20 protein-coding genes are annotated in these 21874 nt (G+C 67.1%); 14 read left to right on the top strand and 6 right to left on the bottom strand.

The window, feature by feature from the left end:
- Nucleotides 1-130 precede the first annotated feature (130 nt).
- From lldP to G5A07_RS18590, 6 genes are all read left to right on the top strand, one after another.
- Nucleotides 131-1789: an L-lactate permease gene (lldP, locus tag G5A07_RS18615; RefSeq protein WP_191863785.1), complete on the top strand. Its 1659-nt coding sequence runs from the start codon at nt 131-133 to the stop codon at nt 1787-1789.
- A gap of 53 nt (nt 1790-1842) precedes the next feature.
- On the top strand, nt 1843-2607 hold the full coding sequence (gene lldR / locus G5A07_RS18610) for a transcriptional regulator LldR (RefSeq protein WP_029379987.1): 765 nt from the start codon (nt 1843-1845) through the stop codon (nt 2605-2607).
- Between the two features lie 4 nt (nt 2608-2611).
- Nucleotides 2612-3751 carry an FMN-dependent L-lactate dehydrogenase LldD gene (gene lldD, locus G5A07_RS18605; RefSeq protein ID WP_010485059.1) on the top strand — a complete coding sequence of 380 codons (1140 nt, stop codon included), beginning with the start codon at nt 2612-2614 and terminating at the stop codon, nt 3749-3751.
- On the top strand, nt 3748-5454 hold the full coding sequence (gene dld, locus G5A07_RS18600; protein WP_191863784.1) for a D-lactate dehydrogenase: 1707 nt from the start codon (nt 3748-3750) through the stop codon (nt 5452-5454). The genes lldD and dld overlap by 4 nt, the downstream gene beginning before the upstream one ends.
- Before the next feature lie 92 nt (nt 5455-5546).
- Nucleotides 5547-6155, top strand: coding sequence for an SMI1/KNR4 family protein (locus G5A07_RS18595; protein ID WP_049452740.1), 609 nt, complete (start codon nt 5547-5549; stop codon nt 6153-6155).
- A gap of 82 nt (nt 6156-6237) precedes the next feature.
- On the top strand, nt 6238-7122 hold the full coding sequence (locus G5A07_RS18590; RefSeq protein WP_191863783.1) for a hypothetical protein: 885 nt from the start codon (nt 6238-6240) through the stop codon (nt 7120-7122).
- Between the two features lie 96 nt (nt 7123-7218).
- Here the strand turns inward: G5A07_RS18590 and G5A07_RS18585 are convergent, their stop codons facing one another.
- Nucleotides 7219-7515: an I78 family peptidase inhibitor gene (locus G5A07_RS18585; protein WP_010485066.1), complete on the bottom strand. Its 297-nt coding sequence runs from the start codon at nt 7513-7515 to the stop codon at nt 7219-7221.
- Nucleotides 7516-7686: 171 nt separating this feature from the next.
- Between G5A07_RS18585 and G5A07_RS18580 the strand changes: the two genes are divergently transcribed.
- Together G5A07_RS18580 and G5A07_RS18575 are read left to right on the top strand one after the other, a co-directional pair.
- A complete protein-coding gene (locus G5A07_RS18580) occupies nt 7687-8343 on the top strand; it encodes a hypothetical protein (RefSeq protein ID WP_010485068.1) in 657 nt (218 codons plus the stop codon).
- 68 nt (nt 8344-8411) lie between these two features.
- Nucleotides 8412-9203, top strand: coding sequence for a CDP-diacylglycerol diphosphatase (locus tag G5A07_RS18575; RefSeq protein WP_191863782.1), 792 nt, complete (start codon nt 8412-8414; stop codon nt 9201-9203).
- On the opposite strand, the gene G5A07_RS18570 is transcribed toward G5A07_RS18575, so the two are convergent.
- Nucleotides 9200-9799, bottom strand: coding sequence for a GNAT family protein (locus G5A07_RS18570; protein WP_109815089.1), 600 nt, complete (start codon nt 9797-9799; stop codon nt 9200-9202). The genes G5A07_RS18575 and G5A07_RS18570 overlap by 4 nt on opposite strands.
- 218 nt (nt 9800-10017) lie before the next feature.
- Between G5A07_RS18570 and G5A07_RS18565 the strand changes: the two genes are divergently transcribed.
- Together G5A07_RS18565 and G5A07_RS18560 are read left to right on the top strand one after the other, a co-directional pair.
- Nucleotides 10018-12744 carry a TonB-dependent receptor gene (locus tag G5A07_RS18565; protein WP_019337892.1) on the top strand — a complete coding sequence of 909 codons (2727 nt, stop codon included), beginning with the start codon at nt 10018-10020 and terminating at the stop codon, nt 12742-12744.
- A 110-nt stretch (nt 12745-12854) separates the two neighbouring features.
- Entirely contained in the window at nt 12855-13481 is a 627-nt protein-coding gene (locus tag G5A07_RS18560) for a hypothetical protein (protein ID WP_191863781.1), read from the top strand.
- Nucleotides 13482-13510: 29 nt separating this feature from the next.
- On the opposite strand, the gene G5A07_RS18555 is transcribed toward G5A07_RS18560, so the two are convergent.
- Nucleotides 13511-14152, bottom strand: a complete 642-nt coding sequence (locus G5A07_RS18555; protein ID WP_010485079.1) for a hypothetical protein — start codon at nt 14150-14152, stop codon at nt 13511-13513.
- 182 nt (nt 14153-14334) lie between these two features.
- Here G5A07_RS18555 and G5A07_RS18550 point away from each other — a divergent pair, with 182 nt between their 5' ends.
- On the top strand, nt 14335-15495 hold the full coding sequence (locus G5A07_RS18550; RefSeq protein ID WP_191863780.1) for an amidohydrolase family protein: 1161 nt from the start codon (nt 14335-14337) through the stop codon (nt 15493-15495).
- Between the two features lie 49 nt (nt 15496-15544).
- Here the strand turns inward: G5A07_RS18550 and G5A07_RS18545 are convergent, their stop codons facing one another.
- The gene (locus G5A07_RS18545; protein WP_191863779.1) at nt 15545-15982 is read right to left on the bottom strand and encodes a DUF3806 domain-containing protein; all 438 of its coding nucleotides are present in this window, start codon (nt 15980-15982) and stop codon (nt 15545-15547) included.
- 131 nt (nt 15983-16113) lie between these two features.
- Nucleotides 16114-16995 (bottom strand): LysR substrate-binding domain-containing protein, encoded by an 882-nt coding sequence (locus tag G5A07_RS18540; protein WP_134958859.1) that lies wholly within the window; start codon nt 16993-16995, stop codon nt 16114-16116.
- A 122-nt stretch (nt 16996-17117) separates the two neighbouring features.
- Here G5A07_RS18540 and G5A07_RS18535 point away from each other — a divergent pair, with 122 nt between their 5' ends.
- Both G5A07_RS18535 and G5A07_RS18530 read left to right on the top strand, forming a co-directional pair.
- Nucleotides 17118-17819: an ankyrin repeat domain-containing protein gene (locus tag G5A07_RS18535; RefSeq protein WP_171954449.1), complete on the top strand. Its 702-nt coding sequence runs from the start codon at nt 17118-17120 to the stop codon at nt 17817-17819.
- Nucleotides 17820-17870: 51 nt separating this feature from the next.
- Entirely contained in the window at nt 17871-19328 is a 1458-nt protein-coding gene (locus G5A07_RS18530) for an amidohydrolase family protein (RefSeq protein ID WP_191863778.1), read from the top strand.
- Nucleotides 19329-19442: 114 nt separating this feature from the next.
- Here the strand turns inward: G5A07_RS18530 and G5A07_RS18525 are convergent, their stop codons facing one another.
- The gene (locus G5A07_RS18525) at nt 19443-20372 is read right to left on the bottom strand and encodes a LysR family transcriptional regulator (RefSeq protein ID WP_191863777.1); all 930 of its coding nucleotides are present in this window, start codon (nt 20370-20372) and stop codon (nt 19443-19445) included.
- A gap of 93 nt (nt 20373-20465) precedes the next feature.
- On the opposite strand from G5A07_RS18525, the gene G5A07_RS18520 reads away from it, so the two are divergent.
- Nucleotides 20466-21659 (top strand): MFS transporter, encoded by a 1194-nt coding sequence (locus G5A07_RS18520; RefSeq protein ID WP_191863776.1) that lies wholly within the window; start codon nt 20466-20468, stop codon nt 21657-21659.
- Nucleotides 21660-21874: the final 215 nt, after the last annotated feature.

Raw genomic sequence — 21874 nt, 5'->3', positions numbered from 1 at the left:
TCGTCGGAGTGGCGGTTAAATCCGCTGCAAGTGGTCTGATCGAAATCTTTATTGGTACGACCAATTTTCGACAGTCACGGCGACCCACCGCCTGCGGTGGGGCACCTTCCGCATCCAGTCGAGAGTCTTCATGCAGCCCTGGCAACACCTGTACGACCCCGCCGGCAACCTGTGGTTGTCCAGCCTGATCGCGCTGCTGCCGATCGCGTTCTTCTTCATTGCCCTGGCCGTGCTGCGCATGAAGGGCTGGCTGGCCGGCACGATCACCGTGGCCATCGCACTCGGCGTGGCCCTGCTGTTCTACCGCATGCCGCTGAGCCAGGCGCTCGGCGCGGCCGGCTTCGGCTTCGTCTATGGCCTGTGGCCGATCGCCTGGATCATCATCGGTGCCGTATTCCTCTACAAGGTCTCGGTCAAGACCGGGCAGTTCGACATCATCCGCGCCTCGATCCTCTCGGTCACCGAGGATCAGCGCCTGCAGATGCTGATGGTCGGCTTCGCCTTCGGTGCCTTCCTGGAGGGCGCGGCCGGTTTCGGTGCGCCGGTGGCGATCACCGCGGCACTGCTGGTCGGGCTGGGCTTCAAGCCGCTGTATGCCGCCGGCCTGTGCCTGATCGTCAACACCGCGCCGGTGGCGTTCGGTGCAATGGGCATTCCGATCATCGTGGCCGGGCAGGTCACCGGCCTGGATGCATTCGAGATCGGCCAGATGGCCGGCCGCCAGCTGCCGTTCCTGACCATCATCGTGCTGTTCTGGATCATGGCCATCATGGATGGCTGGCGTGGCATCAAGGAAACCTGGCCGGCGGTGCTGGTCGCGGGTGGCTCGTTCGCTATCGCACAGTACCTCACCTCCAATTTCATCGGCCCGGAACTGCCGGACATCACCGCGTCGCTGGCGTCGCTGGTGTGCCTGACCCTGTTCCTGCGTCGCTGGAAGCCGGTGCGGATCTTCCGCTTCGATACCGAAACCAGCGCCGAGGCGGCCGCACAGGCACTGGAAACGCCCCGCTACAGCGTTGGCCAGATCGCCAAGGCGTGGTCGCCGTTCCTGATCCTCACCGCGATGGTCACGCTGTGGAGCATCAAGCCGTTCAAGTCGCTGTTCGCGGCGGGTGGCCCGCTGGAAAGCTGGGTGCTCAAGATCCCGGTGCCGGGCCTGGACCAGATGGTGCAGAAGATGCCGCCGATCGTGGATGCACCGTTGAGCTACGAAGCCGTCTACAAGTTCGACTGGTTCTCGGCCACCGGTACCTCGATCATCCTCGCTGCGGTGATCGCGATCATCGCGCTGCGCATGCCGGTCCGTTCGGCGCTGCGCACCTTCGGCGAAACCGTGCGCGAGCTGCGCATGCCGATCTACTCGATCGGCATGGTGCTCGCCTTCGCCTTCATCGCCAACTATTCGGGCCTGTCGGCGACGCTGGCGCTGGCATTGGCGCACACCGGCCACGCGTTTCCGTTCTTCTCGCCGTTCCTGGGCTGGCTGGGCGTGTTCCTGACCGGTTCGGATACCTCGTCCAATGCGCTGTTCTCGGCCCTGCAGGCAACCACCGCGCAGCAGATCGGCGTGTCCGACGTGCTGCTGGTGGCGGCCAACACCACTGGCGGTGTCACCGGCAAGATGATCTCGCCGCAGTCGATCGCCATTGCCTGCGCAGCGGTCGGCCTGGCCGGCAAGGAATCGGACCTGTTCCGTTTCACGGTCAAGCACAGCCTGATCTTCACCACGATGGTCGGCCTGATCACCCTGGCCCAGGCCTACTGGCTGACCTGGATGATTCCCTGAGCCATGCACGGTTGGCCGACCACCCGCTGCGCGCTTCGGGCCACAATGGCGCCATGAGCACGCAACGCATTTCCGACAAGGTGGCCGCACAGTTGCGCGGCCTGGTGCATGAACAACAGCTGCAGCCCGGTGACCGGCTGCCGGCCGAGCGCACCCTGGCGGTGCAGCTGGGGGTCTCGCGCACGGCGTTGCGCGAAGCCATCGCGCAGCTGGCCAGCCAGGGCCTGCTGACCGCACGCGTCGGTGGCGGCACCTATGTAGCCGAACCTGCGGCGCGCGCGCGGCAGGCGCTGGATGAACCGCTGGCGCCGTACCTGCCGCTGTTCCAGGGCGACCCGGAATACCGCTTCGACGTGCTGGAGATCCGCCACGCGCTGGAAGGTGCCACCGCCTGGCATGCCGCATTGCGCGCTACCGACGAGGACCGCACGCGCATCGCGCAGGCCTTCCAGACCATGATGGACGCGCACGGCAAGGACGACCCCACCGGCGAAGCGGAGGCCGACGCGGCTTTTCATCTGTCCATCGCCGAGGCCTCGCACAACCTGGTGCTGCTGCAGGTGATGCGCGGCCTGTTCGAGCTGCTGCAGACCAACATCTCGCAGAGCCGTGAAAAGCTCTACACCTCGGCGAGGACCTTCTCGCCGCTGTCCGACCAGCACCGCGAGATGATGGACGCGGTGCTGGCCGGCGACCCCGAACGCGCGCGCGCCGCCGCGCATGCCCACCTCGAGTTCGTGCACACCACGCTGCGCACCCTCGATGACAACGAAGCCCGGCGTGCGCGGGCCTCGCGTCTACCTTCCCCACACGGTTGACCCCATGATCATCTCCGCCTCCACCGATTACCGTGCCGCAGCGCAACGCCGGCTGCCGCCGTTCCTGTTCCACTACATCGATGGCGGCGCGTATGCCGAGCACACGCTGAAGCGCAACGTTTCCGACCTGTCCGACATCGCGCTGCGCCAGCGCATCCTGCGCAACATGTCCGACCTGAGCCTGGAAACCGAGCTGTTCGGCGAAAAGCTGGCAATGCCGGTGGCGCTGGCGCCGGTTGGGCTGACCGGCATGTATGCCCGGCGCGGTGAAGTACAGGCAGCGCGCGCGGCCGACAGCCGCGGCATCCCGTTCACCCTGTCCACCGTATCGGTGTGCCCGATCGAGGAAGTGGCACCGGCCATCCAGCGGCCGATGTGGTTCCAGCTGTATGTGCTTCGCGACCGTGGCTTCATGCGCAACGCGCTGGAGCGGGCGCAGGCCGCGGGCGTGACCACGCTGGTGTTCACCGTGGACATGCCGGTGCCGGGCGCGCGCTACCGCGATGCGCACTCCGGCATGAGCGGCCCGAATGCCTCGCTGCGCCGTATCGGCCAGGCCATCACCCATCCGCACTGGGCGTGGGACGTGGGCCTGTTCGGCCGCCCGCATGATCTGGGCAACATCTCCACCTACCGTGGCAACCCGACCGGGCTGGAGGACTACATCGGCTGGCTGGGCAGCAACTTCGATCCGTCCATTTCATGGAAGGACCTGGAATGGATCCGCGAGTTCTGGAAGGGGCCGATGGTGATCAAGGGCATCCTCGACCCGGATGATGCGCGTGACGCGGTGAAGTTCGGTGCCGATGGCATCGTGGTCTCCAACCACGGTGGCCGCCAGCTGGACGGCGTGCTGTCCACCGCGCGCGCACTGCCGGCGATTGCCGATGCCGTGCAGGGTGATCTGAAGATCCTCGCCGATTCGGGCATCCGCACCGGCCTGGACGTGGTGCGCATGCTGGCATTGGGCGCCGACACCGTGCTGCTGGGCCGTGCCTTCGTCTATGCGCTCGCCGCCCAGGGCGAGGCCGGCGTGGCCAACCTGCTGGACCTGATCGCCAAGGAAATGCGCGTGGCGATGACACTGACCGGCGCGCGCCGCATCGCCGACATCGGCCGCGATTCGCTGGTCAGCCTGCCGTGAGTGGCCACGATGCCGTGCTGGCGCAGTTGCGCGACGCGGTCGGCAACCGCCATGTACTGACCGGCGACAAGGCCACGCGCCGCTTCCGCCGTGGCTATCGTTTCGGCGACGGCCCGGTGCTGGCCGTAGTGCGCCCGGGTACGCTGCTGGAACTGTGGCGCGTGCTGCAGGCAGCGGTGCAGGGTGGGGCGGCGATCATCCTGCAGGCGGCCAATACCGGCCTGACCGGTGGCTCGACCCCGGATGGCAACGACTACGGGCGGCCGATCGTGCTGGTCAGCACGCTGCGCCTGACCGGTATCCAGCTGTTGAACCAAGGCCGCCAGGTGCTGTGCCTGCCCGGCGCCACGCTGGACCGGCTGGAGCAGACGCTGGCACCGCTCGGCCGCGAACCACATTCGGTGATCGGCTCGTCCTGCATCGGTGCGTCGGTGCTGGGCGGCATCTGCAACAACTCCGGCGGCGCGCTGGTGCGCCGTGGCCCGGCCTATACCGAGCTGGCGCTGTATGCGCAGGTCGATGCGGATGGCCAGCTGCAACTGGTCAACCATCTGGGCATCGCGCTGGGTGATACGCCCGAGCAGATCCTGCAGCGCCTGCAGGTGGGCGACTACAGCGCGGCGGATGTTGGCGATGGCAACGGCCGCGCGGCCTCCGATCCCCGCTATGCCGAGGAAGTGCGCAAGGTCGATGCCGATACGCCGGCGCGTTTCAACGCCGACCCCAGCCGCCACTTCGAAGCGGCCGGTTCGGCCGGCAAGCTGGCGGTGTTCGCGGTGCGCCTGGACACCTTCGAAAAAGAGGCTGCCGAGGTCTTCTATATCGGCAGCAATCGCACCGACAGCCTCACCGCGATCCGTCGCCAGCTGCTGACCGGCTTCGAGCGCCTGCCGATCGCGGGCGAGTACATTCACCGCGATGCCTATGACATCGGCGAGCGCTACGGCAAGGACAGCTTCCTGCTGATCGATCGCCTCGGCACCTCCCGTGTGCCCGCGGCGTTCGCGTTGAAGAGCCGTGTCGATGGCTGGTTCGAGCGGTTGGGCCTGCGCGGCGTGACCGACCGTGTGATGCAGGTGCTGACGGGCCTGCTGCCCTCGCACCTGCCCAAGCGCATGGGTGAGTTCCGCCAGCGCTATGAGCATCACCTGCTGCTGAAGGTGTCCGCGCAGGACGCAGCGCAAACCGAAGCCTGGCTGCGCGATTTCTTCGCTGGCCACGAAGGCGGCTATTTCCACTGCACGGCGGAGGAGGGGCGCAAGGCGTTCCTGCATCGCTTTGCCGTGGCCGGTGCCGCAGTGCGCTACCGTGAAGTGCATCGTGACCAGGTGCAGGACATCGTCGCGCTGGACATCGCGCTGCGACGTGACGACGCCGACTGGTTCGAACAGCTACCGGCGGATATCGACGGCCGCCTGCTGCACAAGCTGTATTACGGGCACTTCCTGTGCCACGTGTTCCACCAGGACTACATCGCCCGCAAAGGCGAAGACCCGATGGCGATCGAGCATGCGATGTGGGCATTGCTGGACCAGCGGGGTGCCGAGTACCCGGCCGAGCACAATGTCGGCCACCTGTATCCGGCCAAGCCGGCGCTGGCCGGGTTCTACAAGCAGCTGGACCCGAGCAATACGTTCAATCCCGGCATCGGCCAGACGTCGAAAGCCAAGGGCTGGGGGAGCTGCGACTGTAGTGGGCACTAGCGGCGTACTCTCCGAAAATTCGGATTTCTTGCATTCCGCACTGATCGGGTTGGCACTAGGCTGAGGTCTTGGCCGAGACGGATACAGAACCAATGCAGAGTGCAGATCAGATATGGGCGTCCATCAAAGCGTCGCTTCATGAGAAGAGTTGTCTGGATGAAGTGCAGTTGCGGCCGGGAGCCTCCGAAAGCGAGTTGGTTGAACTGGAGGCTCAGCTTGGAGTCGCTTTGCCAGATCTGCTAAGGCAGCTGCTGATGATTCACGATGGGCAGGATGGGGTTGGGCTTCTGTTCGGCAGTCAGATGCTCTCGTCCGTGGAGATCAGGCGGCAGTGGCACGGTTGGCGTGAGATCGAGGCCGACGGCATGAACGAGGAGTGCGCGGAGTTCATGAAGTCGAGTCCCGCGGGGGTGGTGAAGCCGATGTACACCAATGCGCGTTGGATACCGCTGACTCACGATGGTGGCGGCAATCACATGGGATTGGATTTCGATCCCGACATTGGCGGTGCTGAAGGACAGGTGATTGCCTTTGGTGCGGATGAAGACACCAAGTACCTTCTCGCTCCGACTTTCGCTGAGTTCGCTGAAAAGGCTGTGGAGTGGATCAGTCAAGCAAGCTGGGATGGTGAGAATTTCGAGTCGCCAACTGATGACGGCTTCGCTCCTCCGGCCATTCTCCGGACTGCTGGCGGGGCGTAGTTGGGAGCGCCGTTCTGACAGGTCGCGATCGTCCTGTTACTCCTGCGCTACCATCTGGATTCCACGAGCAGGAATCTCCTCCATGCCCACCATCGTTGTCCGCACGATCGTGTGCGTTGCACTACTGGCTCCCCCGGTGCTGGTGCTGGCCCAGGGCTCGATCCTGCCGCAGCAGCGCGATGCCGCCGGCAACGTGATAGAGCCGCTGGGACAGGTACTGATCGCGAGTGAGACTGGGCCGTCGGGGCTTTATGACTGCACGCGGGACGGCAACTGGTGCGTGCGCGTGCAGCCGGTCGCCGAGGAGGGTGACCGGCCGACCGTGCTGGAAGTGCTTGAGAAGGGGCCGGGCCAGGGCAAGCCTCACACCTACCACGTCAGCATCGACGTGTCGCAGGAAAGCGAGCTGTCGCTGTGGCCGTGGATCGTGCGCCTGGCCCCGGGCGTGGGCAGCGATGAAACAGTGACCGACCCGCAGCAGCGCACCCGCCAGAATGTGCTGGTGGGTGGCATCGTCACGTTCAGCGCCATGTACTCCGGTGGAGGTGCTGACGCGTCCACGCTGCAGCTGGCACGCGTACGCCACCTGCAGGACGACATCCAGGTGGACGACGACGTGCTGACCGTGCCATGGCTGGGCAATGCGATGATCCGCGCCTGTTTCAGCGAGCAGGACGTGAAACAGCGCGCGGGTGCCTGCCACGACGAATACGGCTTCTCGGCGAAGCTGGCGCTGGATCCAGCAGGGCAGGGCATGCCCGTGCTGCGCTACCAGACCGTGGCGACCCGGTTCCCGGCCGGTGTTTCGCGCTTCGAGGATTCGCTGGCCAAGGGGCCGCTGAAGAAGAAAGACCTGCGCACCGAGCAGGATCCGGCGCGCACCTATACGCGGTTGTTCCACTTCCGCGAGGGCATGTTCCACCCGGACCAGGCGCTGCCGGACTGCGCCGGCTATACCGAACCCTGAAGTGTAGAGTCGAGCCATGCTCGACTCGGGTTCTCGCGTGGCCCGGCCGCAGAGCAGCCGAGCGTGGGCTCGGCTCTACAAAAACTGAGGCGGCGCTTACTCGCAGCGGGTGGCGGTGATGACGTTGTCCTTGTCCACGAACACGCGCAGGCGGTCCTGGCGGATGTCCTTGGTGGTGATGGTGCTGGGGCCGATCGGGTTGACCAGGCCGGCACCACTCTCGCGGGACAGGCGGCGGATGTTGGGCTCATTGGCGGGCTGGCCGATCGCCCAGCCCAGCTGGCTGGCGTCACAACGGCCGCTGCCTTTGACTTCCGGGCCAGGGGTGCTGACGCAGGCCGACAGCAGCAGGGCAGAGGCCGGCAGCAACAGGGACAGACGGAATGCGGACATGCGAGCGCTCCTGCGCAGGGGAAGATGGCGGGAACGATAGCACCGAGCGTGCGAAAGGCGTCAGCGCCCCGGTCATTGCCGGCACAGCGTGGTCATTGCATAGTGGGAGGAATGGCTGGCAGTACGCCAGTGGGCAGGCCGGGCCTTTCCGGCGCAGGTGTTGGATAGGGTATGACGGCAGGCAGTTTCCGCGGCAAGGACAAGACGATGACGGCGCTGGCGTTGTCGTTGCTGGGCGTGGCGTTTGCCGCCTGCGCTGCCGATCCGGAACCCGTGCCGGTCGAATCCCCGGTATTCGGCGCCTGGCGCAACCTGCAGACTGAAGCGGGCTACGCGCCTGCGCAGCGCAATCTGGCGTTTGCCATGCTGCCGCAGGCGGCCACCCGCGGTGACCGATTCGCCATCCTCGATCGTGAGGGCAAGCGCGCGGTGTGCTGCCTGCAGGTGGCCAGCCCCTCGCTGGGCGTGGCCGCGCTGCGCGAGCAGTACCACCTGCCGCAGGCCTGGGTGACCGACCTGAGCAATGGCCGCAGCCCGGCACGTCCCTATGTGCCGCACGTCTATGCGATGCAGCGGGTGGACGAGCTGGCCGACTACAGCTTCGCCGATGTGCCTGGCGCCTACAGCGACCTGGGCGGGCTGCTGATTCCCGAAGGTGCCGCGCTGGAGGCCGACGGCAGCGCCGTCCGCCTGGGGGACATTCGCTATCCGCTGCATTTCCAGCGCCAGCCGCACGCCGATGACGACGGCGCGCTGGATCGCTACAGCCTGCAGGCGGGTGAGGGCGAGGCACCGATCGTGGTTGAAGTGCCGTTCGGCACCTACTGATTGCAGCTTCGCACTGGCTAGAATGCAGCGCGGCGCTGTCTGCCGTGCCTGCTCCGTGAGTCGTTTCCGTGTCCTTGCGCCCCTTCCTGCTGCCGTCCCTGCTGCCGTCCCTGCTGCTGTTGTCCGCCTGCGCCAGCGCGCCGCCGCCGCCGCCGGCCCATTCCGACGCGTTATGGCGATTGATCGAACGTGACTGCCAGGGCGCCGAAGGTCCACGCGGCGACTGCCTGCGCGTGGAGACGGCCGCGGATCGCCGCGATGTGCTGGTCAAGGACGCGCACGGCGACTACCAGTTCCTGCTGATGCCGCTGGACAAGGTCAGCGGTATCGAGAACCGCCGCCTGTACCAGCGTGGTGCACCGAACTACTTCGCTGCAGCCTGGCAGGCACGCAGCCACACCGAACAGGCGTTGCGGCAACCGCTGCCGCGCAACGTCGCCAGCCTGGCCTTGAACTCGCCGCACGGCCGGTCACAGCACCAGCTGCATATCCATGTGGATTGCCTGCGTGCCGACGTGCTGCAGGCGCTGGACACGCATGCTGCCGCCCTCGGCAGCCGCTGGGCACCGTTGCCGGTGCTGCTGCGCGGCCATCAGTACCAGGCCCGCCTGCTGCCGGGCGCGGAACTGACCGCCAATCCGCTCAATCTGTTGGCCTATGACCTCGCTGGCGTGGACGACGTGGGCCAGTGGAGCCTGGTCGTGGCCGGCCGGGACGCAGTGCAGGGCGGCCCGGACTTCATTCTGCTGGCGACCCGTGTGGACGCCGGCACCGGCAACGAGGCCAGCGCTGAAGAGCTGCAGGACCACGCCTGCTCGGTGTTGACCGGCGCAGGCGACTCGCTGGAGCGGGTCCGCTAACCCTGGGGCTGCTGGTGGCTTCGCCAGACCGGTGCGGTCAGCGCCAGCAGCTGGCGATCCTGCCAGCCCTCCAGGTCCAGATGATGGTCGCGCAGCAGGCCTTCCTGCTCGAAGCCGAAGGCGTGCAGCGCAGTGGCGAACGGGTCATTGCAGTCCGGTGGCAGCATCACGAACAGGCGATGCAGGCCGACATCCTCGAACAGGAACGGGCACAGCGCCCGTAGCGCCGCGTCGGTATGCGGGTGCCAGTGCTGCAGCGACAGCAACTCGGCACTGCGCGCGTGCAGCGACTGCAGGCGGATATGCAGCTGATCCAGCACCGTGCCGTGTTCGTCGTCGAACACTCCCAGCAGCAGCTGATCGTTGTCCTGCTCCAGACGCGAGCGATGCATGTGGGCGAGAAAGCGTGCCTCCTCGTCGATGTCGCCGGGGTGACGGCGGCCGCGCCGGCGGCGGTCATCGAACAGGCGCCAGCGCGGCAGGTCGGTACGCTGGAAGGGGCGCAGGGTGACCGGTGCGGCCTGCAGCTGCAGCAGGTGACGGCGCAGCACCGGGCGCAACGGGGGAAGGAGGGAGGTGGGATACGGGGTCATCATCCCCGGCACGATGGCCGTGCCCGCGGCGCCACACCATTCAAAACATTGCAAAAGTGTGGCGAATGGCACTGCGGGTCTGATTCGGTTCAGGCATAAGGCCATCAGGCCTGGTCATTTCCGTTGACCCCCCCCATTCAGGACACTTTCGTTACGGGATCGTTATGTGCCGCACAGGCCGCTGTCCCGTACCACCACCCGCCAAACTCCCCAGGAAGCCCATGTCCGCCTCCCACAAGGCGCTGCGCCCGCGTCCGCTGGTGCTCGCACTGTCGTCCCTGATGCTGGTCTCACTGCCGGCCTTCGCGCAGGAAAGCGCACCCACCACATTGCAGGAAGTGAAGGTCACCGGCTCGCGTATTCCGCGCGCCAGTGTGGAGGGGCCCTCGCCGGTGACGGTGATCAGCCGGGAGCAGATCGATGCACAGGGCTACCGCAATGCCTTCGATGCGCTGAGCGCGCTGACCGAGAACACCGGCAACGTGCAGGGCGAGGACTTCGGCAATACCTTCACCCCGGCCGCCAACACCATCAACCTGCGCGGGCTGGGCCCGAACCGCACGCTGGTGCTGGTCAACGGCCGCCGCCAGGCCGACTATCCGCTGGCCTACGAGGGCTCGGTGAACGTGGTCAACCTGGCCAACATCCCCAGTGCGCTGATCGAGCGCATCGAGGTCCTGGCGGCCGGTGCGTCGGCGGTGTACGGCTCCGATGCCATCGCCGGTGTGGTCAACATCATTCTCAAGGACCGCTTTGAGGGTGTGGACGTGAACGTGCGCGCCGGTGGCACCCAGCAGGGCGGTGGTGACAACCAGCGCGCGCAGGTGGTCGGTGGCAGTTCCGGCGAGCGTTGGGATGCGCTGTTCGGCTTCGAGTTCGATGTGCGCAAGGCGATCCACGCGCGCCAGCGCGACTTCATGGATTCGCTGGATGATGACCCGGCCGGCAAGGCGCCGCAGGCGACCGCGATCGCCTATCGTCGCAATGCTGCCACCGGCCGCAACATCGATCCGGGCGTCAGCGGCTGCGACGCAGCGTCGGAGATCTATGGCGGCAGCGTGTTCCGCGCCAACAACCCGCGCCAGGGCTGGTACTGCGGCAGCAACGAGGCCGCCGCCAGCTACTGGACCGTGCAGACCCAGAAGCGCAACCTCAACGGCTACGGTCTGTTGACCTTCCACGTCAACGAGACCACCGACCTGTTCGCTGATGTCGCCGTGGGCAGCGCGCGCATCTACAACAACACGCGTGCGCCGACCTGGACCTCGGCCCGCAACTACTTCTACAACCAGACCACCGGCAATCTGGAAAGCTGGTACCGCCGCTTCGCGCCGGAGGAAATCGGCGGCCTGCCGCGCAATGCCAACCGCTTCCTGGAAAACTCGTGGTCGTTCAACGTCGGCGCACGTGGTCAGATCGGTGACAGTGGCTGGGACTATGAGGCGGTCTACAGCCGCTCGCGTTACGAGAACCGCACCCGCCGCCCGGTGCTGCTGGCCGGCATCAACGAATACCTGCTTGGTCCGAAGCTGGGCGTACGCAATGGCGTTGAGGTCTATGCGCCGGACCCGGCACGCCTGTTCAAGCCGTTGACCCCAAACGAATACGAGGGCCTGTCCGACTACCAGGAAAGCCGCAATGCGGCATGGCTGCAGACCTTCAGCGCCAGCGTCAACGGCCGCCTGTTCGCGCTGCCCGGTGGCGACGCTGCGTTGGCAGCGGTGGTCGAAGCCGGCAGCCAGGGCTACCGCAACCGCCCGGACCCGCGCCTGGGAACCGGCGAGTTCTGGAACACCAGTGCAGGCGTCGGCGCCGGTGGCGAGCGTGACCGCTACGCCGCAGGTGTGGAGCTGCAGTTGCCGCTGCTGCAGTCGCTGACCACCACGCTGGCCGGCCGTTACGACCAGTACCGTGCGGGTGGCGAGCACATCGGCAAGGCGACCTGGAGCGTTGGCGTCGAGTTCCGTCCGATCGAGAGCCTGCTGATCCGTGGTACGGCGGCGACCAGTTTCCGGGCGCCGGACATGAACTATGTGTTCGCGACAGAGACGCGCGGTTACAACCCGGGCATGACCGACTACTGGCGCTGCCGCACCGCAGGCCAGTCGTACGACAACTGTGACTACAACGGCCTGTCGATCGACTACAGCAACCGCGCCAATGCGCAGCTGCAGCCGGAATCGGCCAAGTCCTATGGCTTCGGCGTGGTCTGGTCGCCGCTGTCTGGCCTGGATTTCAGTGCCGACTACTACGACATCCGCATCGACAACGAGGTGACCAGCCTCGATACCAGCCGCATCCTGCGTGACGAGGCCGATTGCCGCCTGGGCCGCACGCTGGGCGGCGAAGCGCGCGATATCGGTTCACCGCTGTGCCAGGACGCGCTGTCTCGGGTGATCCGCAACCCGTCCAACGCAACCGTGCAGCCGGACCAGGTGACCCGTGTGCTGATCAATCCGATCAACGCCGCCTCCGAATCGGTGCGTGGCCTGGACCTGAAGGGCAACTGGCGTTTCGATGCCGGCCGTTATGGCCGCTTCACCACGCGCCTGGCCTACACGGTGGTGCTGGAGCACAAATACCGGCAGTTCTCCGATGATCCGGAGCGTGACATCCGCAATTCGCTGGATGACTACCAGTGGCGCAGCAAGGCCAACGGCAGTATCACCTGGAACCAGGGTGACTGGACCACCACGCTGTACGGCAACCGCTTCGGCTCGCTGCCGAAGACCGATGGCAGTGGCCGCATCGCGCCGTACATGACGTACAACGCCAGCGTGTTCCGCCAGTTCGGCGAGAACCTGTCGGTGGGCGTGATCGTCAACAACCTGCGCGACAGCCGCCCGCCGGCGGACAAGAACGGAGGCGGCTGGCCGTTCTACCCGGTCGGCAATTACGACCCGTACGGCCGCCAGTACTGGGTGCAGCTGGATTACCGGTTCCGCTGATCCGGCAGGCGAACGAAAGGCCCGGCATTGCCGGGCTTTTCTTTGTGCAGTGCACCGTTGCTGCCGCTGCGCGCGTGGCATGCTGTGGCGATACCCGGAGGATGATGCGCATGGATGCCAGAGTGTGGAGTGTGATTGCCGTGCTGGCCATTGCCGGTTGCAGCAGCAAGCAGGCGGCCAGTGTGGACGATGCTGCGGAGGCGGCCAGTGCCGCGCCCGTGCCGTCTCTTTCCAACGCAGTGACCGATGCTGGATCAGCGCGCGTGCCAACGGCATCGACGCGTGCGACGGCCGGGCAAGGACCTGCGGATCCGGAGGGACACTTCCTCGAGGGCGAGCGCTTGCTGTTGACTGAAGGAGCACTGTCGGCGGAAAAGAGCGACGTGATCCTGGGCTCAGACAACGCCTTTGCGCAGGCGATCAGCCAGTTCGAGCAGGATGCGGCGGGCCACCCGGAAGTGCAGGACCTGACCCGGCTCTACAGGACGGCCGCGACCCGGCTCATAGGCAGCGACGGCACGCTGGTGTCTTTTGCCTGTGGCTACAGCCTGTGTGTCGGCGAGATCCGCAGCCGCACCGATGAGGATTTCAGCGCCTGGTCCGAGGCGATCGGCATGGACAAGGCAAGTCCGGTCTACAGCCTGACCACGGAACCGATGACGTGGGGCAGGGACCAGCACGGCGGGCGTTTCGTGTTTTCGGTGGACCCGGCCGCCAACGCCATCACGGGTCGGTAGCGGCGGGACATGCCCGGGACAGCAGTGCGCTACGGCAGCGCCTGTTGGAGGTACGACTCGATGACGTAGCTGAAAGGTTGCTGCTGGCGGTCGCGCAGCAGGGCGCGCACTTCCAGGATCACGCCGCGGTCGCCTTCACCCCGCGGCGGCCAGAACGTCTGGTCAGCCAGGGTCTGGCGCTGGAAACCGAGCGGGCCGACCACGCGACCGAACGGCTCGTCGGTGCTGTCCAGCACCTGGTTCATGGCCGGGCTGAGGTGGCCGGGCAGGTACCAGTTGTCGGCCTCGGACAGCACGCGGCTGCCGCAGACCAGCTGTACGCGGCGATAGCGCAGTTCGGTACCCGGCGTCGCGCCCAGCGACTGCAGAACGTCGGCGGGGGCCGGCTTGTCCTGGCCGTGTATGCGCACTGCACGCACCCGCGCCTGTTCGGCCAGGCCGTGCTCGGCGCACCAGTGTTCCAGCGTGGCGGTGGCGCTCTGCCCGGACAGCACGCGCTGGTGCAGGCGCTCGACCAGTGCCGCCGGGGCGATGCGCTGCTGGCCCGGCGGCGACTGCAGCGGCGCAGCGGCCGCAGCATCAGTGGCGGACAGGCTGGCGATCGGGGCGGCGGCAAGCAGGGACGCGGCCTGCCAGCGGCGGAGGCGATCGTGGCGGTCGGACGGGCCCATGCGGCATCACAACGGAAACAGGCGCCCATGTTACCCGTTCAGGGCTGTGCACGGCGTGGCTGCGACCGGTTGTCGCAGGGTGATCATCGTTCTGGTGAATGTGTGCCATCCAGATATTTCGTTGGCCGATGGTGGCGGCGGGGCGCACGATGGCGGCAGTCTTGGCATTCCGGGAGTTCCCGATGACCCTCCAGTTCATCCACGGCGGTGTCGACCGCCAGGGTGCGCCGCTGCATTTCCATATCCGTGATGGCCGCATCAGCGGCCTCAATGGCGAGGCCGCGCCGGCTGACGGGGCGGAATACGTCGACCTGCAGGGCTTCACGGTGCTGCCCGGGCTGGTCGACGGCCACATCCACCTCGACAAGAGCTTTGTCGGCGACCGTTGGCACCCGCACCAGCCGGTGAACAGCCTGCGTGAGCGGCTGGCGGTGGAGAAGGCGGCGGTGGCGGGTGCGGCACCGATGGTGGACCGTGCCGAGGCGCTGATCCGCCAGTGCAGTGCTTTCGGTACCGTGGCGATGCGCTGTCATGTCGATATCGACGCCAGCACCGGGCTTGGCCATCTCGAAGCCGTACGCGAGGCGGCGTTGCGCTGTGCGGACATCATGCGCATCCAGCTGGTGGCGTTCCCGCAGGCCGGGGTGATGTCCTGTCCGGGTTCCGCCGCGGTGCTGGAGCAGGCGCTTGCCGCGGGCGTGGAGGTGCTCGGCGGCATCGACCCGACCACGCTCGATGGTGATGCCGAAGGCCAATTGGCGCTGCTGTTCGGCCTGGCCGAGCACTACGGCGTGCAGCTGGACATCCATCTGCACGAGCCGGGCGAAACCGGCCTGGCCCAGCTGCTGCGCATCGCCGCGCGGACACGGGCTGCCGGCCTGCAGGGGCGTGTTGCGGTCAGCCATGCCTATGCGCTGGGCGACGTGCCGCTGGCGCGCGCGCTGCAGGTGGGCGAAGCATTGGCCACCGCGGGTGTGGCGATCATGAGCAACGCGCCGGGGGATCATCCGTTCCCGCCGCTGCGCGCGCTGCATGATGCCGGTGTGCGCGTGTTCGCAGGCAACGACAACATCCGTGACTGCTGGTGGCCGTATGGCAATGGCGACCTGCTGCAGCGGGCGATGCTGCTGGGCTACCGTTCCGGCTTCTACACCGATGCCGACCTGATGCTGGCGCTGGACATGGTCACCACCCATGCCGCGCAGGTGATCGGCCTGCCGCGCTACGGTATTGCCGAAGGCCTGCCGGCTACGTTCGTGGCGGTGCGCGCCGACCACGGCCCGGCGGCCGTGGCTGCGGTGCCGCTGGAGCGCCGCGTGGTGGTCGACGGCCGCTGGCTCTAGATCCAGGCCGCGCAACCCCCTGTAGTGCCGAGCCATGCTCGGCGACCTTTCAGGCGTAATCGTCGGCGCGGGTGGCGACGAATTCCTCAAGCCACGCCAGCAGACGGGCGATGTCGATGATCTCGCCCTGCTCGACGCGCTTGAGCAGCAGCGTGCTGGCACCGATCTGCAGGCTGCTGTCGGCATAGCGCAGCACTGCGTCGATGCCCCAGGCATCGGTCACCTGCATCCAGGCCAGGCCCGGCACGCGCTGGGCCAGGGTGTCACCGAAGGCCACGCCCAGTGCTTCCCAGCCGTCGCAGTCGTCACGATCGATCAGCTCCGCATCGACCACGCGCTGCAGGGTGGTGGCCGCCAGCGGCCACTGCACCGGCAACGTCGGAAAGCCGGCGGCCACGCGCGCGGCGATCAGCGAACGCTGGTGCTGCAGATGCGTCTGCAGGGCAGCGGGCAGGGGATCGAAACGGGTGGGGATTTCGTCGGACATGGCAAGGCGCCGTGGGGCACGGAAACATCAGGCACTCTACGAGCCGATGTTGCCGGCCGTGCGGCCGGATTGATCATGTTTCGATGCGTGATGCGCGAAGTTCATCCACGCATGGCGTGGATCTACTGTGGTCAGTCCGGTTCGCGTTGCACCTGCCGCCACAGCTCGCTGGCCAGTGCGCGCACGGCATCGTCGGCATCGGCACGGTGCAGCAGGCCGATTTCGTAGTTGTCGATCACCGGCAGCTCACGCTCGCCATCGATGATGCGGTGCTCGCGGCTGACCGCGCGGCGCGGCAGCAGGCTGATGCCGATGCCATCGGCCACGGCGCCCTGGATGCCACTGAGCGACGAACTGGTGAAGGCGATGCGCCAGCGCAGGCCCAGCGCTTCCACGGCGTGGATCATCTCGTCGCGGTACAGCCCTCGCGGCGGGAAGGTGACCAGCGGCAGCGGGTCCTGCTGCAGGCAGCTGCTGCGCAGGCTGTCGATCCAGTGCATCGGCTCGCGCCGGCAATGCACCGCCTGGCGGCTGTTGCGGCGCTGCTTGACCAGCACCAGGTCCAGCTCGCCGTGGTCGAAGCCCTGCGCCAGGTCACGGCTCAGGCCGCTGCTGATCTCCAGTTTCACCTGCGGGTGGCGGCGGCTGAAGGCGGCCAGCATGCGGGTGGTCTGCGGGTTGACGAAGTCCTCCGGCACGCCGATGCGGACGGCGGTCTCCACCATCGCGCCGGCCAGCGCCTGTGCCATTTCCTCGTTCAGGTCGAGCATGCGCCGCGCGTAGCCGAGCAGGGTGTGGCCGGCGTCGGTGGGGTGAACGTCGCGGTGGCCGCGTTCGAGCAGGCGATGCCCGGCCAGTTCCTCCAGCCGGCGTACCTTCTGGCTGACCGTGGATTGTGTCGAATGCAGGCGCGTGGCCGCCGTGGTGAAGCTGCCGCAGTCGGCCACCATCACCAGCGCCCGCAGCAGGTCCAGTTCGAACAGGGTTCTATTCGATTTGGCACTGTCTTGCATTTGAACATTTCACTTCTGGATACCCAAGCCGACTTCTACCATGCAGGGCAGGGGCCGGCAATGCCCGGCTGTTGCTACCGTCGCCCGGTGCTCCGTGGCGACGGACATGAGGAGTCACTGTCATGCGCGTCCATCGTTCCCCTGGCTGGCGTGCGCCGTTCGCGCGCGTGCTGCTGTTGTGCCTGCTGGCCATGGTCACCCCGGCCTGCACCGCAACGTCCAAAGCCGACGTCGATGGCCGCCTGCGAGATGCTGCCAGCCGCGGTGACGCTGCTGCGGTGCGACAGGCGATCAAGGAGGGCGCCACGCTGGAGGCGCGCGATGGACAGGGCCGCACCGCGCTGCTGCTGGCCACGCATGGCAACAACGTGGATGCCGCGCGCGAGCTGATCGAGGCCGGTGCCGACGTCAACGCCAAGGATGCGTTGCAGGACAGCGCCTACCTGTACGCAGGCGCGCGTGGCCTTGATGAGATCCTGGCGATGACCCTGGCGCATGGTGCCGATCTTCGCAGCACCAACCGCTATGGCGGCACCGCGCTGATTCCCGCCGCCGAGCGCGGCCATGTCGCCACTGTGCGCACGCTGCTGCGGGCTGGCGTGGCGGTGGACCATGTCAACCGGCTGCACTGGACCGCGCTGCTGGAAGCGATCCTGCTCGGCGATGGCGGCGTGCGCCACGTGCAGATCGTGCAGCTGCTGCTGGAGGCCGGTGCCGACCCGGAGCTGGCCGACGGCGATGGCGTAACGCCGCTGGCACACGCGCGCCAGCGCGGCTATACCGGAATTGAATCCCTGCTGCGCCAGCACGGCGCGGTGCGCTGAACCGCAACTCCTTCCACCCGCACGCTGGGCGTGCCCACCAGGATGCTGTCCATGTTCCGTTCCCGTCCGTTGTCCCTTGCCATCCTCCTTGTGGTGGCGCCGCTGTCGGCATCTGCTGCCGAGCGCGCCGACCTGCTGATCCGTAATGCCACCGTGGTCGACGTCGAGCACGCCAGTACCCTGGTTGGTCAGAGCGTGGTGATCCGCGGCGAGGACATCGTCGCTGTCGGCCCGGACGCGCAGCTGCGCAGCCAGTGGAGCGCGACCCGCCAGATCGATGCCAAGGGCAAATACCTGATCCCGGGGCTGTGGGACATGCACGTGCACTTCGGTGGTGGCCCGGCGCTGATCGAAGAGAACAAGGCACTGCTGCCGCTGTACATCGCGCACGGCATCACCACCGTGCGTGACTGCTCTGGCGATCTGCCCGAGCAGGTGCTGCAGTGGCGTGGCGAGATCGCCAAGGGCACCCTGTTCGGCCCGCGCCTGCTGAGTTCCGGCGCGAAGATCGAAGGCATCAAGCCGGTCTGGAAGGGCACGATCGAAGTGGGCAGCGAGGCCGACGCCGACAAGGCAATCGCCCGCCTGCAGCACGACAAGGTCGATTTCGTGAAGATCACCGACAGCACGCTGAGGCCGGAACTGTTCCTGTACTCGGCCAGTGCCGCGCGCAAGGCCGGATTCAAGGCGTCGGGCCACATCCCGATGGCGCTGACCGTGGAGCAGGCGGTCGATGCCGGCCTGGCCTCGATCGAGCACCTGGACTACGCGTTCAAGGCCGGCAGCAAGGACGAGGCGCAGATTGCCGCCGACTTCGGAGCTGGCCGCATCGACCGTGCCGAAGCCAACCGCCGCCTCGACGCCAGCTTCGACCGTGACACCGCAATGCGGGCCTACCGTGATTTCGCCAAGCGCGGCGTATTCGTGACCCCGACCCTCAACGGCGGCCGCATCCTCGACTTCCTCGACCAGGATGACCACGCCAACGACCCGTACCTGGCCTACATCGGCCCGGGCCTGCGCGCGACCTACCAGTGGCGCGTGGACCGCGCGGCGAAGGCGACGCCGGCGCAGATCGAAGCGCGCCACGCGCAGTACCACCAGGTGGCCGCCGTGCTGCCGCTGCTGCAGGAAGCGGGTGTGACGATCATTGCCGGTACTGATGCGGGCTTCCTCAATTCGTTCAACTTCCCGGGCATCGCCCTGCACCAGGAACTGCAGCTGTTCGTGAAGGAAGGCCTGAGCGCACCGCAGGCGCTGTCGGCCGCAACCCGTTCCGGCCCCGCCTGGTTCGGCCAGATGGACCGTTACGGTGGTGTCGCGCAGGGCAAGGCCGCCGATCTGGTGCTGCTGACCGCCAACCCGCTGCAGGACATCGCTGCCACCGAGAAGATCGACAGCGTGATCCTGCGCGGCAACGTGTATGACCGCGCCGCGCTGGACAGGATGCTGGCCGACACCAAGGCCAAGGTCGCGGCGTGGAATGCCGAGGCGACGAAGGCCAATTGATGGTGCGGCGGGGCGGAATCCACGCATGGCGTGGATCTACCGGTTACCGTCCGGGCATCCATACCCGCGATCAGCAGTAGATCCACGCCATGCGTGGATGATGCGGCCGGTGACCTAGCGCGGCGCCGGCCGCATGCCGTGCAGCTGCGGTAGTGCGGCCTTCATCGCATCGATGAAGGCGCGCAGCCGCGGCGGCTGCTGGCGCGCGGCGGGAAATACCACGTGTACCGGCAGTGGCGGTGCCTGCCAGTCCGGCAGCAGCTGCACCAGCCGCCCCTGTGCGAGGTCGTCGGCCACCAGCCAGGCCGAGACCACGGCCGCTCCCAGCCCGGCACATGCGGCCTGCTGCACCACGAACAGGTTGTCGCTGAGCAGGCGCGGGCTGATCGAAAGGGTATGCGCGTGCCCCTGCGCGTCATGCAGCAGCAGTCGTTCGCGGTAGTAGGTGACCAGCGAGATCCACGGCAGTGACTGCGCCTGTTCCGGCGTACCGACCGCTGTGACGTCCACCAGCGAGGGCGCCGCCACGACGATGCGCGGTACTTCGGCCAGCGGCAGCGCGACCATGCGCGGTTCGTCGACCGGGCCCACCCGCACCGCGCAGTCGATGCCTTCTGCAATGAAATCCGGACGCCGATCTTCAAGGATCCACTCCAGGCTCAGCTGCGGATGCCGGGCGAGGAATGCGAGCATGGTCGGCAGCAGCTGCGCCTGGCCGAAGGCATGCGGCACCATCACCCGCAGACGGCCACGCAGTGTTTCCGGCTCGCCGTGGAGTTCGGCCTGCAGCGACTCCCATTCGTCGACCACGCGTTGCGCATGGCGCTGGCAGCGCAGGCCATCCTCGGTCAGTTGCAGGCCATGGGTGGAGCGCAGCAGCAGGCGCAGGCCGAGCTGCCGCTCCAATGCCTGCAGGCGTCGGCTGACCGTTGGCTGGGTGGTGCCCAGCTGCGCGGCTGCGGCAGACAGGCTGCCGGCATCGACGATGCGCAGGAAGGTGCGCAGCAGATCCAGGCGATCGGCGCCAGCGGTGAGCTCGGTCATGCGTTGGGCGTATGAATGATATGTATTTCAGCCTACTACAGACGTTGGGCGAATGCGGGCAGGATACGTCCACTTCTTCCACCGGACTCCCCCATGTCTACCCCTTCGCTGTCCGTCGCCGCCGCACCCGCGACTGCACCCTCCACCCCGCTGGTGCTGGCAATGGCGGCCGGCGCCGGCTTCTCGGTCGCCTCGCTCTATTACAGCCAGCCGATGCTGGGCCTGATCGCCCAGGACCTCGGCGCGGGTGAGCGCGCCGCTGGCCTGGTACCGACCCTGACCCAGCTTGGCTATGCAATGGGCATCCTGCTGCTGGCGCCGCTGGGTGATCGGTTCGACCGCCGCAAGCTGATCCTGTTGAAATCTGCATTGCTGGCACTGGCATTGGGTGCTGCAGCGATGGCAGGGCAACTGCCGGGCCTGCTGATGGCCAGCCTGCTGGTCGGGCTGATGGCCACGCTGGCGCAGGACATCGTGCCGGCCGCTGCGGTGCTGGCACCGGATGCGCAGCGCGGGCAGATCGTCGGCCGGGTGATGACCGGCTTGTTGCTGGGCATCCTGTTGTCGCGCGTGGTCAGTGGCGTGGTGGCTGAAGCGTGGGGATGGCGCACGCAGTTTGTGCTTGCTGCAGTATCAGTGGCGGCGATGGGTGCGGTGATGGCGCGCGCGCTGCCGCGTTTCGCACCGACCAGCACGCTGCGCTATCCGGCGTTGCTGCGCTCATTGCTGGCGTTGTGGCGCGAGCAGCCGCAGCTGCGCCGTGCGGTGGCCAGCCAGTCGCTGCTGGCGGTGGGTTTCAGTGCATTCTGGTCGACGCTGGCGCTGATGCTGCATGCTCGTCTGGGCCTGGGCAGTGCGGCGGCGGGTGCGTTCGGTATTGCGGGTGCGGCCGGTGCACTGGCCGCACCATTTGCGGGTCGATTCGCCGATCGCTTGGGTTGCCATGCAGTGGCGCGGCTGGCGATCGCGGTGGCGTTGCTGGGCTTCGGCCTGCTGCTGGCCGAGTCCTGGCTGCCGGCCGCCGCGCTGCTGCCGCTGCTGGTGGTGAGTGCGCTGCTGTTCGACTTCGGCTTCCAGTCGGCGCTGGTGGCGCACCAGACGCTGGTCTATGGCCTGGTGCCGCCGGCACGCAGCCGGCTCAATGCGTTGCTGTTCACCGGCATGTTCATCGGCATGGCTGCCGGTGGTGCGCTGGGCAGCCTGGCGCTGGCGCAGTGGGGGTGGCACGGCGTGGCCTGGCTGGCGGTGGTATGTGCGGGCGGCAGCCTGCTGCTGCGTTTGAAGTAGGGGTGGTGTTCGGCAGGGCTTGCAGCCCTGCACCTGCTGGAGGCAACAGCAACAGCAACGGCAACAGCAACGGCAACGGCAACGGCAACGGCAACGGCAACGGCGGGGTTCCTGTAGGTAGGCGGGGTGGGTCCGGTTGCGGGGGACGCCGTGAATCCGTCCATGGAGGCTCGGTCGCGCCTTGCTCGTGTGCGCTGTCCTGCGCACACGGCAAG

Origin of the sequence: Stenotrophomonas sp. AS012628, from assembly GCF_010608305.1 — a bacterium.
Classification (GTDB): Bacteria; Pseudomonadota; Gammaproteobacteria; order Xanthomonadales; family Xanthomonadaceae; genus Stenotrophomonas; species Stenotrophomonas geniculata.
This window is presented reverse-complemented; position numbering and strand designations above follow the sequence as displayed.

What these genes read in the sequence shown, in the direction of transcription:
- lldP (WP_191863785.1), top strand. Translation starts at nt 131, where the DNA reads ATGCAGCCCTGGCAACACCTGTACGACCCCGCCGGCAACCTGTGGTTG.
- G5A07_RS18565 (WP_019337892.1), top strand. Translation starts at nt 10,018, where the DNA reads ATGTCCGCCTCCCACAAGGCGCTGCGCCCGCGTCCGCTGGTGCTCGCA.
- G5A07_RS18545 (WP_191863779.1), bottom strand. Translation starts at nt 15,982, where the DNA reads ATGTCCGACGAAATCCCCACCCGTTTCGATCCCCTGCCCGCTGCCCTG.
- G5A07_RS18535 (WP_171954449.1), top strand. Translation starts at nt 17,118, where the DNA reads ATGCGCGTCCATCGTTCCCCTGGCTGGCGTGCGCCGTTCGCGCGCGTG.
- G5A07_RS18590 (WP_191863783.1), top strand. Translation starts at nt 6,238, where the DNA reads ATGCCCACCATCGTTGTCCGCACGATCGTGTGCGTTGCACTACTGGCT.
- G5A07_RS18555 (WP_010485079.1), bottom strand. Translation starts at nt 14,152, where the DNA reads ATGGGCCCGTCCGACCGCCACGATCGCCTCCGCCGCTGGCAGGCCGCG.
- G5A07_RS18570 (WP_109815089.1), bottom strand. Translation starts at nt 9,799, where the DNA reads ATGATGACCCCGTATCCCACCTCCCTCCTTCCCCCGTTGCGCCCGGTG.
- G5A07_RS18580 (WP_010485068.1), top strand. Translation starts at nt 7,687, where the DNA reads ATGACGGCAGGCAGTTTCCGCGGCAAGGACAAGACGATGACGGCGCTG.
- G5A07_RS18550 (WP_191863780.1), top strand. Translation starts at nt 14,335, where the DNA reads ATGACCCTCCAGTTCATCCACGGCGGTGTCGACCGCCAGGGTGCGCCG.
- G5A07_RS18560 (WP_191863781.1), top strand. Translation starts at nt 12,855, where the DNA reads ATGGATGCCAGAGTGTGGAGTGTGATTGCCGTGCTGGCCATTGCCGGT.
- G5A07_RS18585 (WP_010485066.1), bottom strand. Translation starts at nt 7,515, where the DNA reads ATGTCCGCATTCCGTCTGTCCCTGTTGCTGCCGGCCTCTGCCCTGCTG.
- lldD (WP_010485059.1), top strand. Translation starts at nt 2,612, where the DNA reads ATGATCATCTCCGCCTCCACCGATTACCGTGCCGCAGCGCAACGCCGG.
- lldR (WP_029379987.1), top strand. Translation starts at nt 1,843, where the DNA reads ATGAGCACGCAACGCATTTCCGACAAGGTGGCCGCACAGTTGCGCGGC.
- G5A07_RS18540 (WP_134958859.1), bottom strand. Translation starts at nt 16,995, where the DNA reads ATGCAAGACAGTGCCAAATCGAATAGAACCCTGTTCGAACTGGACCTG.
- G5A07_RS18595 (WP_049452740.1), top strand. Translation starts at nt 5,547, where the DNA reads ATGCAGAGTGCAGATCAGATATGGGCGTCCATCAAAGCGTCGCTTCAT.
- G5A07_RS18530 (WP_191863778.1), top strand. Translation starts at nt 17,871, where the DNA reads ATGTTCCGTTCCCGTCCGTTGTCCCTTGCCATCCTCCTTGTGGTGGCG.
- G5A07_RS18520 (WP_191863776.1), top strand. Translation starts at nt 20,466, where the DNA reads ATGTCTACCCCTTCGCTGTCCGTCGCCGCCGCACCCGCGACTGCACCC.
- G5A07_RS18525 (WP_191863777.1), bottom strand. Translation starts at nt 20,372, where the DNA reads ATGACCGAGCTCACCGCTGGCGCCGATCGCCTGGATCTGCTGCGCACC.